The sequence below is a fragment of the Neobacillus sp. PS3-34 genome, assembly GCF_030915465.1.
Classification (GTDB): Bacteria; Bacillota; Bacilli; order Bacillales; family Cytobacillaceae; genus Neobacillus_A.
On sequence record NZ_CP133267.1, the window covers coordinates 2,485,106 to 2,497,931 of the forward strand.

Below are 12,826 nucleotides of genomic sequence, written 5' to 3' on the forward strand. Positions count from 1 at the left end.
AACGGAACTAGAGGGGGTGTCTTTTTAAAAGACGGAATATTCAGTTTAATTTTTATCACACTAATTTCTATTGAAAAGGGGTAGGCAGGTTGAAAAGAAGAACACTTAAACATTTTGCAATCCTATTTACTTTCGTATTAACTGTTTTTAATTTTTTACCGATGCTATCGGCCAGTGCACATGGCAACTTTGATCCAGGGCATGGTTTTAAATCGTTTAGTATTAATTCTAATAAGCTAACTGATGGTGAATTAGGTGATGGCAACTTAAAAGTCAATGTGCATGTTTCGGCTCAGAATGATGAGAAGCAATCGTTTAACTGGACCTCTAACCTGTCAGTTTACGCAATTTATGTAAAAGAAGGTCCGGGCAGAGAATGGTACTATTATGAAAACGGTAAACTTTCTGGCGAAAATGTTGTTTTTTCAAAAAAGCCTGGGACAAGCCATATTACCTTCTTTTACAAGAGTGAGGGAGGCGGTGAGCTAAACCTGGGTGATCCTCATAAAGTAAAGTTAATTGCACTTCCTTCAGTAGATCCAAACCAGTACAACTGGAGAATTACAAATGATAACGATGTCGAAGTGGAAGTAACGTATGTGCTAGTCGGTTCTAAGCAAACCGGCAAGGTGAAAGTAGCAGCAAAAGGAACAGCTGATTTTTCGACAAAAAAAGAAGGATGCAGCAATAAGGTTAAGCTTTTTCTAGGCGGAGTTTTGGCTGACCAAAAGGACTGCGGCAAAGGTAAACCTGAACAGCCAGGAAATCCAGTGCCAGGAATTGATTTGAAAAAAATCCATCTTACCTCCATTTGTTCTGAGGATCCAACGAAAAACCTTAAATGGAGAGTAAGCAACGAAAATGATAAAGAAGTCGAAGTAACATATAAGGTTCTCGGGACAAATCAAACGGGTAAAGTTACAGTAGCTGCAAATTCAACGGCTGAATTTACAACCGTAAGAGCACACGGCGCAAATGCGACGAAAATTCTGCTCAATGGAAAAACGATAGAGGTCAAAATAAGTACAGGCTTAAAGTGTGATGTACCTGTAACCACGATTCTAACTAAAATAAAACTAGTTTTAAATAATTGCCTGGGACATGTAAGAAGTGCAACTTTAGTGATGAAGGACCATACCAGAGTAAATTTCAACCTGGATGGCGGTGCAGCGGAAGTTTCCCAGCAGTTGAAATATGAAGATATTGAATCGATAGAATTAAATGTTAACGGGGCGGTAACGAGCTATAAACTCAACACAATGCCTGCCGACATGAAAAAGCTTGAAAACGGTATACTCACCATCGTGATAAACTGGGGAACTGGCGGGGAAAAAGAGGATACGATCTTTACAAAAATCAAGCTTGAATTAAGTGACTGCGTCGGAACTGTAGAAAGTGGCTTTGTTGTTCTGAAAAATGGAGTAAAGCTTCCACTTAATAATCTTTTTGTACAGTTAGCTGCTTCCATGAATACAAGTGAAATTGATCATCTGGAACTAATGGTAAATGGCAAATTGGAAACCTATAGTCTGTCTGATTTAACGAAAATGACTGCTTCCATCCATGACGGAGTGTTAACGCTGAAGCTAAGCTGTAATAATGGAGGAGGCACTGGAACAACACCAACTGATCCTGGAACACCGAATCCGGGCGGCGGTGACGGAGGAGTTGTTATTCCAACACCAACTATACCGGCAGATCCGGGAACTGGAACTATACCAACACCAACTGTTCCAGCAGATCCGGGAACTGGAACGACACCGACAGTACCAGTAGATCCGGGAACTAGCCTGCCAACACCGGGTACAGGTACATCACCTGACCAGGGAGGAAACGATCAAGGCGGTATCATCATCCCTGCACCAGCGACACCAGGCAGGTGGAAGGCCAGCTTCCGGGAATAATAACGGCACGATGACAGAAAATCAAACACATTCGGGCACAAAAGGCTGGTATTTCAGCATGCTGCCAAAAACGGGTGATTCAAGCCCAATCGGTTATTATCTTGCTGGCTTGTTCATTATTTTGGCAGGGGCAGTAATGCTAAGGGCTAAAAAAGTGAAGAGCGAATAAGTTTTGATAGAGGGGGGATGTCCTCCCTCTATTATTTAGTCTCTGTTGTTATTCAAAACAAACAATTTATAAGAAAACAGCCATTATTTATAAGGAGATTACTATGAAAACGAAAACGGCCATTTTTCTAATGATAGTAGGTATTGCCGTTGTTCTGTATCCTTTTCTGGACAGGACGTATAATTTCTACCAGGAGAAAAAACTCATATCCGAGTGGGAAAAGACCGGCTACGCTGCAAATCCAGAAAAAGAGGCAGCGGAAAACTACAAAGAGCTGAACCAGGTTTTTGCAGCACCGACAGATACGGCAGCTTCAGGCAAGGAGACAACTAATCCTGACAGCACTATTCAAAAAACTAGCAGCAAAACTCTCGTGGGAAATAGCACGGATAATAAGCCGGAACGTGATGGGTTGCTGGGGATTATTGAAATAAAGAAAATCGGCGTGAAGCTGCCCATTTTAGAAGGTGCTAGTCTAAAGAATATGAAAATAGCGGCTGGCCATATAACAGGAACGGCATTCCCGGGCGAGGCAGGGAATGCGGCAATTGCGGCCCACCGCAGCTGGACATATGGAAAAATGTTTAACCGTCTTAATGAGGTTAAAAATGGTGATGAGATTGTCATTCAAGATAAGGGGCATCTATATAAATACCGTGTTTTTAACAGAATGGTTGTTAAACCAAGTAATACATCTGTGCTCGTCGGGAAGCCTTCTGAACGAAGGTTAACCTTGATTACGTGTACACCACTAAAAACGGCCACTCACAGGCTGATCATTCAGGCAGAGCTGGAGAAATCATAAACCAAGCCATCCTATAAAGGTTGGCTTGGTTTTTTTGAATGCATGATACTCCTTAACACTCAAGGCAGCATTGAAATTTCCGTTAAGATTGTGCATTTTCCCCAATTTAAAACAAGGCTTTTCCATTAGGAACAAGCAGCTGTTATTTTCAATAAAATGGAACTAGCTAAACTAGTACGATTTTTTGGAGGTTTCAACAAAAGGAGCGGGCAGAAAATGGGGACCATTAACGGAAAAGATTTTATTGATCGTTTAGATGAGATGGAAAATGAAATTTGGTATGACGGTGAAAAAATTAAAGGGAAAATTTCTGAGCATCCTGCCTTTAAAGGGATTCTTAAGTCAAAGGCTTCTCTTTATGATTTACAAAATGATTCCCTTCTAAAAGAGGAAATGACTTTCTTTTTACCAGATAAAAAAGAATCTATTGGACTTTCCTATTTGCAGCCAAAAACAAAAGAGGATTTAAAGAGAAGGAGAAAGATGATGGAACATTGGGCGAGATGTACCCATGGAATGATGGGAAGAAGCCCTGACTATATGAACACGGCTATTATGAGTTTTGCCTCTTCTGCCTCCCTATTAAAAGATAGAGAAAATTGTTTTCCTGAAAATATACAATCCCTATATGAAAGGGCGATGGAACAAGACCTCTCGTTTACACATACATTTATTACTCCCCAGGTGAATCGTTCCCAGTCCTATTTGGGATTTACGGAGCATCCTATCTCAGCTAAGGTTATTGATAGAAATGAAAAAGGAATAATCATAAAAGGTGCCCGCCTGCTCGCTACTCAAGGCGGTTTAACGGATGAAATATTAGTTATTACTGCTCCAAGATTATTTCTTGATCCGGATGAAGCGTTCGCCTTTTCCATCCCTTCAAACACGAAAGGATTAAAATTTATTTGCAGAGAATCTTTTGTGGGAGGAGAATCTTCTTTTAATCATCCCCTTAGCTCTAGATATGAAGAAATGGATTCGATCGTTGTCTTTGACAATGTCTTAGTTCCATGGGAGCGAGTATTTTTTTACGATAATGTTGATGCCACTACTGACTTCATGACGCAAAGCTCCTTCCACACCTTCGCATACCATCAAGTTGTGACTAGACAAATAGTAAAAACAGAATTTATTCTCGGTGTTGCTCAACTACTTGTCGAGACCATAAATGTTGATGAGTATCAACATATACAAGAAAAACTTTCCGAAATGATCATTGGTCTTGAAACAATGAAAGCACTATTAGAGAAGTCAGAAAATGATGCAAAAATAGATCAGTGGGATTTAATGCGTCCATGTATGATTCCATTGCAGATTGCCAGTAACATTTTTCCAAGAATTTATCCCCGTTTCAGTGAAATTATACAATTAATCGGAGCTAGCGGAATGATTTCATTGCCAACCGAAAGAGCCTTTGAGTCTGAAAACAGGGCAGAACTAGACCAATATCTTCAGGCGTATAGTATGAATGCTAAGGACCGGGTAAAAATATTCCGTTTGGCATGGGATCTTACGATGAGTTCATTTGGTACAAGACAAACGCAATATGAAAGATACTTTTTTGGTGATCCTATTCGCTTATCCAGTAATTTGTACAAAAACTATCTAAAAGAAAACCATGTCGGAAAAATAAGTCAATTTTTAAATCTAAAAAATAAAGAGTAAGTTGTTTTTGGAAGTAGATCTAGGAGAGATAAAATCATTAATAACTCCTTTAATACGATACGTTTTCCTTCATATTATTTTCCCACTGTGTAGTACATTTCTTGTTCAACTAAACTGCCCTGCTAACAAGAAAAACAACACCATTCATTAACAAAGTTATTTTAGAAATAACAAAAAATGGATATAGAAAAAAGTGGGAAATGATTTTATAATAAAGTAGTAGGTTAAACTTTTCAACGAAAATGGCAAACCTATTGAAAAATAGGGACGCAAAGCTATAGGCCTTCCTCTTTTAAGAAGAGTGGCAGCCTAGCTACCGAAAGGGGAGTTATTTTTTTGCGTAAAATGATGGCGTGTATAAGTTTGTTGGTGATGTTTTCAGCGAATCATGCCCATGCAGCTGAAAATAGCGTGGTAGATACGAGTTTGCTGAGCAAAGGGATTGTCGGTGTTCAATCCATGAGCACAGATGGAAAAAAGCTTAAGGTTGCTGTTGAGAAGGAGAACAGAATTTATTATTATGATTTGCCAAGTAACGGGCAGATAAATTATTTTCCTTTGCAGATGAAAAACGGGGACTATAAAGTCAGCATTTATGAACAGATTATTGATAACCGTTATAAGCCGGTGCTTCAAACATCAGTCGGCCTCTCGCTGAAGGATTCGAATCAAATGTTTCTGCAGTCCACGCAGAATGTTACCTGGAAGGCTTCCATGCCGCTTGTAAAAAAGGCGCATGACCTGACCTACAGGCTAAAGGGGAATGAGGACAAGGTTAAAGCCGTTTACGGATATGTAACGAAAAGGATAAAATATGATTATGTAAAACTAAAAACAGTAAAATCAGGTTATATTCCTAATCCGTCCAATACATATAAAACAAATAAAGGCATCTGCTACGATTACTCGTCGCTGTTTGCCGCGATGCTGAGAAGCCAGGGCATACCAGTCAAGCTGGTAACCGGTTATTCTACTAATGTAAAAGAGTTCCACGCCTGGAACGAGGTATACATAAAGGAAAAGAAAAAATGGGTCATCATCGATACGACGGTTGATGCATCGAGGGTACATCCGGGTATATATAAATCGGCTGCACAGTATAAAAAATTGAATGAGTATTAAAATCAGGCTGCACTCCAATTAGGGTGCGGCCTTTGTTTGTTGGGCGGAGAGTTTTAAATCAGGGTCTTTTATTTTAAAACGATAATCTTGCGAAAAAAGCCTAAATAAAAGATTAATGGTTTGTCTTGTTGCTGAATATAGTTTAGAGGGAAAGTGTAGAAGATTTGGGAGTTGTGTAGAAGTTAGAGGAAGGTATGTTGAAGATGGAGGAGTGAAGGAAGGTGGGCTGCTAGGTGTATTGGATGTGAAGGGTTAGGATTTTTTTTGAGGGATTTGAAATTCAGTGCGTTTTTGATAGTTTTTGAAGAGAAAATGAAAGGTTTTAGTAGATTTTAGATCCTTTTTTTAAAAAAACTAATTTGGTGTGGTTTTTTTAAGAATTCTTGTTGTTTTATGCATGATGATTGGGATATATGCACGAGTTTGAAGGGTGAACGACAAAGTTTGTTGTTATATGCATGAGATTTGAATGAGTTTTTATTTTGGCGAACCTTCGGTTCTTTTGTTGTGTATTTGGTGAAGATATTAGGCGAACCTTCGGTTCTGTTAATATGTGTGGGCTAGCTCTTAGCGAACCTTCGGTTCTGTTGTTAGTTCACATTGATAATTAGTATTTCATCATGTGATAGTTTTTGAAATTATTATGGATGGTGACAAATCTTACTGACAAGGATGTTTCTATGTAATTAAATGGGAGTGAGGAAATTAGTATTCCGAATTGTTCGGAGGGGGATAGTTGGTTCTTGGGAGAGCAAATGTTGGCTCTTGCTAGCCTCTTTGTGAAAACCTACTCAATCGGTTCTTGCGAACCTCCCTCGGAGCTAGGCACGTCATCTTCCGCTCCGCTTCAGATCACGTGCCCTCCACCGCTTACAACGAGTTCACGTCGCTGTTCGCGTTTGCGTCATCTTCCGCTTCGCTTCAGATCACGCAAACGCTCAGTGTAGGTAATATGTGTCAACAACTAAACTAGGGTTCCTGTAATTCCTCCCTCGGTGCTCACGCACCACCGGCTTCTGCTGCCGCCGAAGCCTTGCAAAATCACGCCTTTTTACGCTTTCTGCGAGCGAGCTCGCAGCGCTAGAAAAGGCATGATTTTGCTTGCGGGAGAAATTCCAGATAATAGTCTAGGGCATGTCGACACTTATTTGTAAGAGTGCTATAATGAATTCGGTTACAAATTTCATTAGTATGAAAATTTACAACATTGGAGGGGATAGGCATGGAACTTCTAAATGTATATCAGAATAATTATCTGATAGTTTTTGTGTTTCTATGTCTTGGGGTGCTGCTACCTGTGGTGGCATTAAATTTGGGTAAGCTTTTGCGTCCGCATAGGCCGAGTGAAGCGAAATATACCACATATGAAAGCGGTATTGAGCCATTTCACGATTCCCGTGTGCAGTTCAATGTCCGCTATTATATTTTTGCCCTTATGTTCGTTATTTTTGATGTGGAAACAGTGTTTTTATACCCGTGGGCTGTCGCTTATGATAAGCTCGGCATTTTTGCGTTGATAGAGATGTTGATTTTCGTTTTAATGCTTGCTATTGGGCTTGCCTATGCTTGGAAAAAGAAGGTGTTAAAATGGACTTAAAATTAGATGGCATTTCTCCTCAGGAAATGGAAGAGATGCAGAGAAATGTATTTATGACTACGCTGGAGCAAATAAAGGCATGGGCGCGAAGCAGTTCAATCTACCCTATGACATTTGGTCTGGCTTGTTGTGCGATTGAAATGATGGGTGTTGGTTCTTCCCATTATGACTTGGACCGTTTCGGGTCGTTTTTCCGTACGTCTCCACGCCAGTCGGATTGTATGATTGTTTCTGGTACGGTGACGAAAAAAATGGCGCCGATTGTACGCCGTTTATATGACCAAATGCCGGAGCCGAAATGGGTAATTGCAATGGGTTCTTGTGCGACTGCCGGCGGACCGTATATTAAATCGTATTCGGTTGTTAAAGGTGTCGACCAGATCGTGCCCGTGGATGTTTACATACCAGGATGCCCGCCTAACCCGGCTGCTTTAATTTATGGAATTAATAAGTTAAGGGAAAAGATTCGTTACGAAGCGAAGACTGGGAAGAGGGTGATCTAACCGATGAGCGGAGAAAAAGATCTCGACCAATTAAAGAAAGAGGCTGCGGAAAAGGCGAAAGCCGCGGCACTGGCGAAGAGGCAAGCTAAGTTGGCTGGTGAAGCTGCACCTGTCCAAGAATCGAAACCTTCTGAAAACGCTCCAGTTGTACCGGAAGAGGCATCAGCAACTGAATCTGCTGATTACCTTGACCTCGCGAAGCAAAAGGCTGCAGCGGCGGCGAAGGCAAAGGCGGCAGCTTTAGCTAAAAAGAAAGCCGCGGAGCAGGGCGGAGATGCTGCACCGGCTCAACCTGAACCTTCCGTGGAATCCGCTGCACCAGCATCAGATGCCGGCGATGCCGACCTCGCGAAGCGCAAAGCGGCAGCCGCTGCAAAGGCGAAGGCCGCAGCATTGGCTAAAATGAAGGCGAAAGAGGCAGCGGAAGGAGCTCAGACTTCTGACGCCGCGACTACTTCTGAAGCGAGTAGCTCAGGCGATGACGCCGACCTTGCGAAGCGTAAAGCGGCAGCTGCAGCAAAGGCGAAGGCCGCTGCACTGGCAAAGATGAAGGCAAGCGGAGTGGAAGCTCCAGCTGAAGAGGCTGGCGATGATGCAAAAGCGAAGGCCGCAGCAGCCGCGAAAGCAAAAGCAGCGGCAGCAGCAAAAGCAAAGGCGGCCGCACTGGCTAAGCAGGCAGGCGGAGCAGATGCAGGAACCGCTGGTGACGATGAAAAGGCAAAGGCAATTGCAGCCGCGAAAGCGAAAGCAGCGGCAGCAGCAAAGGCAAAGGCCGCAGCAGCAGCCAAGGCGGGCGGAGACGATGCCCCAGCAGCAGAGGAAGCCAAACCATCACCGAATCAGCCGTATCTTGATAAATATGTGAAAGTAATTGAAGAGAATTTGGGAACAGATATATTAGAAGATTCCTATATAAATAAAATTTCAAAGGATGTTCCAACTCTTGTTGCGAAACGAGATACATATTTTAAGGTAGCTCAATTTTTGAAATATAATGAGCGCCTGGGCTTTGACTATTTATCAGAGCTGCACGGAACCGACTTTGAAACACATATGGAAATTTATGTTCACTTATACTCATACAAAAATCGTCAGTCTGTTGCTTTAAAAGTAAAGATTGACCGTGATGAACCAACAATCGATTCCCTGCAGCCGATTTGGGAGGGAGCAAACTGGCCTGAATGTGAAGCGTTTGATTTACTGGGCATTAAGTTTACCGGGCATCCGAACCTTCATCGAATCATGCTTGGCGAAGAATGGGTTGGCCATCCACTGCGTAAAGATTATGAGCAGTATGATGTGGAGGTGTAGCCAATGTTACGAACGGAAGAAATGCTATTAAACGTAGGCCTCAGCACCCTAGTACACACGGGGTTTTCCGGCTTGTGATAAAAATTGACGGGGAAATTATCAAGGAAGCGAAGCCTGTCATCGGATACCTGCACCGCGGTACGGAGAAATTGGCTGAAAACCTGCAATATACTCAAATCATTCCTTATACTGACCGGATGGATTACCTGTCCGCGATGACCAATAACTACGTCATCTGTCATGCTGTTGAAACGATGATGGGCATTCAGGTTCCTGACCGCGCTGAATATTTGCGCGTCATTGCAATGGAACTCGGCCGGGTTGCCAGCCATCTTGTCTGGTGGGGAACCTATTTGCTTGATATCGGAGCAGTCAGCCCGTTCCTTTATGCGTTCCGCGAGCGGGAAATGATCATCAATATGCTCAATGAGCTATCCGGTGCACGCCTGACATTCAACTACATGCGTGTGGGCGGAGTAAAATGGGATGCTCCAGAAGGCTGGATCGAAAAGGTTAGGGATTTCATTCCTTACATGCGCGAGCAGCTGGCTGGCTACCATTATCTTGTTACTGGAAATGAAATCTTCTTAAACCGTGTTAAAGGTGTCGGCAAGTACACGAAAGAGGACGCGCTAAATTACTCGCTTAGCGGTGCGACTCTCAGATGTACGGGCGTGAAATGGGATCTTCGCAAGGATGAGCCATATTCGATTTATGACCGGTTTAAGTTTGATGTTCCGGTGCAGGAGGGCGGCGACGCCTGGGCGCGCTACCAGGTCCGCATGGCTGAAATTGAGGAGTCATTAAAGATTCTTGAGCAAGCGGTTGAACAATTCCCGGCAGAAGGTGACATCCTCGCCAAAGTGCCAAAGATTATCAAGGCACCTAAAGGCGAAGCGTATGTGCGAATCGAATCGCCGCGCGGAGAAATCGGCTGCTATATTGCCAGCGATGGCAAAAAGGAACCGTACCGCTTAAAATTCAGAAGGCCATCATTCTATAATCTTCAAATTCTCCCGAAACTTTTAGAGGGCGAAAATATCGCAAACCTGATTACTATTTTAGGGGCAATTGACATTGTCCTTGGGGAGGTGGACGGTTAATGATTGAAGATCTGCTGCAATCAAGCCCAGGCTGGGCGAACTTTGGCATCTTCTTTTTACTTGGCACCGTCTTGCTGTTAGTCGTATTGGGATTCGTTACGTATGGTATCTTGGCGGAACGTAAAGTAATGGGTTATATGCAGCTTCGCCACGGCCCTAACCAGGTCGGAGGCCGCTGGGGACTTTTACAAACCGTTGCCGACGTTTTAAAGCTTTTATTAAAAGAAGATATTATTCCTAAAATGGCAGACCGGCCATTATTCATCCTGGCTCCGGTCATCGCCTTTGCACCTGCGTTTATGGTGCTCGCCACCATACCGTTCACTGACAAATTTCAATTTGCCAATATCGGCGTAGGCTTGCTTTATTACATCGCCATCTCCGGATTGACCACAATTGGGGTTGTAACCGGCGGCTGGGCATCGAATAACAAGTACGCCCTGCTAGGCGGCATGCGGGCAGCGGCACAGATGATTTCGTATGAAATTCCGCTTGTTATGTCCGTACTGGGAGTAATCCTTTTATCTGGAAGCCTGAATTTGAATGATATCGTCCACGCACAGCAGCATGGCTGGTTCATCCTGCTGCAGCCGATTGGATTTATCATCTTTTTCATCGCCTCTGTTGCTGAATTAAACCGAACACCGTTTGACCTTCCGGAAGCGGAATCAGAGATTGTTGCGGGTTACCATGTTGAGTACTCTGGTTTCCGCTGGGCCTTCTTCATGCTTGCGGAATATGTGTACTTATTCGCAATGTCAGCTCTTATTGTGACGCTGTTCCTTGGCGGATGGATGGCACCTTTTTCTTTCCTTGGATTCATTCCGGGCGCCGTCTGGTTTGCATTAAAGTTTTCCGCTGTGATTTTCGTTTATATCTGGTTCCGTGTCGCGTTCCCGCGTATCCGGGCAGACCAGCTGATGGAATTCGCATGGAAGGTGCTTCTGCCGGTTGCATTGGCAAATATTTTCCTGACAGCGTTAATTAAGTCGTTATTTTTCTAATGTCTAGCTCCAGCGCCTACCCCCTCGAGGTCATAAAGGCCAGCCTTCATCGCACCTCTCCGGAGGGCACCTCCTGCGAGGTGCGTCTTATGCTTGTCGGGGGTGACCACTAAGGAAGGCTGCAAAGAGAAAAGGCTTCGCAGGAACAAGCGGGTTTTAGCTTGTTCCGAAGGCGCTTGCGCTTTTCTGAATATATATCCATAAACGGGCGGTTCAAACTGCTTAAGCTGCAATAATAAAGTTGCAGCTGCACCGGGCCCTCAGTCAGACTCCTGATGGGCCCAACAAAATTCCCATTTTTACAAAGGGGTGAAAAACGTGCTTGGATTAGCAAAAGGCTTGAAATATACCCTTAAAAACTTAACTCGTGAAAAAGTGACTTATGACTATCCGAATAAGCCGCTTCCGCTGCCGGACCGGTTCCGCGGAATCCAGAAATTTTATCCGGAAAAGTGCATCGTCTGTAACCAGTGCATGAACATTTGCCCGACAGAATGCATTGATTTAACCGGGAAAAAGCATCCGGATCCAACGAAAAAAGGAAAAATCATTGATACGTATGATATCAACTTTGAAATCTGTATCCTTTGTGACCTTTGTACCGAGGTTTGTCCGACAGAGGCCATCATTATGACGAATAATTTTGAGCTGGCGGAATTCAGCAGGGATATGCTGTTTAAGAATCTTGAATGGCTGGATGAAAATGACGAAAATATTCGGAAGGAGAATAAAGCATGACGTTTTCAGGCGAATTTTTTGCATTTATGGCACTCGCTTTGGTAGCGGTCATAGGCGGCGTGCTTTTATTGAACCTTACCAAAGTCATTCATATGATCATTGCCCTTGTCTTTACGTTTGTGAGCATTGCAGGCATCTATGTTATGCTGTCGGCGGAATTCGTAGCTGCTGTGCAAATCCTGATTTATTCAGGCGCAATCACAATCATTATGCTGTTTGGAATCATGCTGACGAAGCACGATGACTCCAGTGAGGCAAAATCAAGCATATGGCGCAAGCTGTTTTTACTAGTTGGCGTGGTCGGATTTGCGTTTGCCGTTTACATTGGCATCTATAATTTGGACCTTGACCCGCAGCCAAACCATTTGTATGAAAACAACACGCTGCAAATCGGTAAGGCCCTATATTCAAAATTTGTCATTCCGTTTGAGTTAACATCGGTCTTGCTCCTGGTTGCCCTTGTCGGCGCAATCATATTAGCAAAAAAAGACGAGAAGGAGGCGGATAAGGAATGAGTTCAGTTCCCGCTTCAGCCTTCCTGGCATTGGCACTAATCCTGTTTTGCATCGGCCTGTACGGTGCCCTTTCAAAAAGAAATACCGTCATTGTCCTTATCTCCATTGAGTTAATGCTCAATGCAGTCAATATTAATCTGGTTACGTTCAGTAAATATGGAATGAAGCCGTCGATCACCGGGCAGATATTCGCCCTGTTTGCGATTACAGTAGCTGCAGCAGAAGCAGCCGTCGGTCTTGCGATTCTGATCGCGCTTTACCGCAACCGCAAAACGGTTAATATTGATGAAATGGATACAATGAAACACTAAAAACGTCTGGCGAACATCAACAGACTTTATGCTCTCCAATCAGAGGGCACACTCTGGCGCACAAAAGATAAGTGGC

The 12,826-nt window shown here is 43.3% G+C and carries 12 protein-coding genes, 1 pseudogene and 1 riboswitch; all 13 genes and pseudogenes read left to right on the forward strand.

Annotation, left to right across the window (positions count from 1 at the left end; all coding sequences use genetic code 11):
* The first annotated feature begins 89 nt into the window (after positions 1-89).
* Positions 90-1,904 (forward strand): hypothetical protein, encoded by a 1,815-nt coding sequence (locus tag RCG23_RS12920; RefSeq protein ID WP_308176014.1) that lies wholly within the window; start codon positions 90-92, stop codon positions 1,902-1,904.
* A gap of 10 nt (positions 1,905-1,914) precedes the next feature.
* Positions 1,915-2,073, forward strand: coding sequence for an LPXTG cell wall anchor domain-containing protein (locus RCG23_RS12925; RefSeq protein ID WP_308176015.1), 159 nt, complete (start codon positions 1,915-1,917; stop codon positions 2,071-2,073).
* A 103-nt stretch (positions 2,074-2,176) separates the two neighbouring features.
* A complete protein-coding gene (locus RCG23_RS12930) occupies positions 2,177-2,878 on the forward strand; it encodes a class D sortase (protein ID WP_308176016.1) in 702 nt (233 codons plus the stop codon).
* A 216-nt stretch (positions 2,879-3,094) separates the two neighbouring features.
* Positions 3,095-4,546: a 4-hydroxyphenylacetate 3-monooxygenase, oxygenase component gene (hpaB, locus tag RCG23_RS12935; RefSeq protein ID WP_308176017.1), complete on the forward strand. Its 1,452-nt coding sequence runs from the start codon at positions 3,095-3,097 to the stop codon at positions 4,544-4,546.
* 234 nt (positions 4,547-4,780) lie between these two features.
* Positions 4,781-4,867: riboswitch (cyclic di-GMP riboswitch) on the forward strand.
* A 24-nt stretch (positions 4,868-4,891) separates the two neighbouring features.
* A complete protein-coding gene (locus RCG23_RS12940; RefSeq protein WP_308180054.1) occupies positions 4,892-5,668 on the forward strand; it encodes a transglutaminase-like domain-containing protein in 777 nt (258 codons plus the stop codon).
* Between the two features lie 1,222 nt (positions 5,669-6,890).
* Positions 6,891-7,265, forward strand: coding sequence for an NADH-quinone oxidoreductase subunit A (locus RCG23_RS12945; protein WP_308176018.1), 375 nt, complete (start codon positions 6,891-6,893; stop codon positions 7,263-7,265).
* Positions 7,256-7,768: a NuoB/complex I 20 kDa subunit family protein gene (locus tag RCG23_RS12950; RefSeq protein WP_308176019.1), complete on the forward strand. Its 513-nt coding sequence runs from the start codon at positions 7,256-7,258 to the stop codon at positions 7,766-7,768. The genes RCG23_RS12945 and RCG23_RS12950 overlap by 10 nt, the downstream gene beginning before the upstream one ends.
* Positions 7,769-7,771: 3 nt before the next feature.
* The gene (locus RCG23_RS12955) at positions 7,772-9,079 is read left to right on the forward strand and encodes an NADH-quinone oxidoreductase subunit C (protein WP_308176020.1); all 1,308 of its coding nucleotides are present in this window, start codon (positions 7,772-7,774) and stop codon (positions 9,077-9,079) included.
* A gap of 3 nt (positions 9,080-9,082) precedes the next feature.
* Positions 9,083-10,182: pseudogene (locus RCG23_RS12960) on the forward strand (NADH-quinone oxidoreductase subunit D).
* Positions 10,182-11,186 carry an NADH-quinone oxidoreductase subunit NuoH gene (nuoH, locus tag RCG23_RS12965; protein WP_308176021.1) on the forward strand — a complete coding sequence of 335 codons (1,005 nt, stop codon included), beginning with the start codon at positions 10,182-10,184 and terminating at the stop codon, positions 11,184-11,186. Before RCG23_RS12960 ends, nuoH begins: the two are co-directional and overlap by 1 nt.
* Positions 11,187-11,504: 318 nt before the next feature.
* Complete coding sequence (gene nuoI / locus RCG23_RS12970; RefSeq protein ID WP_308176022.1) at positions 11,505-11,924, forward strand: NADH-quinone oxidoreductase subunit NuoI; 420 nt, start codon at positions 11,505-11,507, stop codon at positions 11,922-11,924.
* Positions 11,921-12,439: an NADH-quinone oxidoreductase subunit J gene (locus tag RCG23_RS12975; protein WP_308176023.1), complete on the forward strand. Its 519-nt coding sequence runs from the start codon at positions 11,921-11,923 to the stop codon at positions 12,437-12,439. Before nuoI ends, RCG23_RS12975 begins: the two co-directional genes overlap by 4 nt.
* Positions 12,436-12,750: an NADH-quinone oxidoreductase subunit NuoK gene (gene nuoK, locus RCG23_RS12980; protein ID WP_308176024.1), complete on the forward strand. Its 315-nt coding sequence runs from the start codon at positions 12,436-12,438 to the stop codon at positions 12,748-12,750. Before RCG23_RS12975 ends, nuoK begins: the two co-directional genes overlap by 4 nt.
* Positions 12,751-12,826 lie beyond the last annotated feature (76 nt).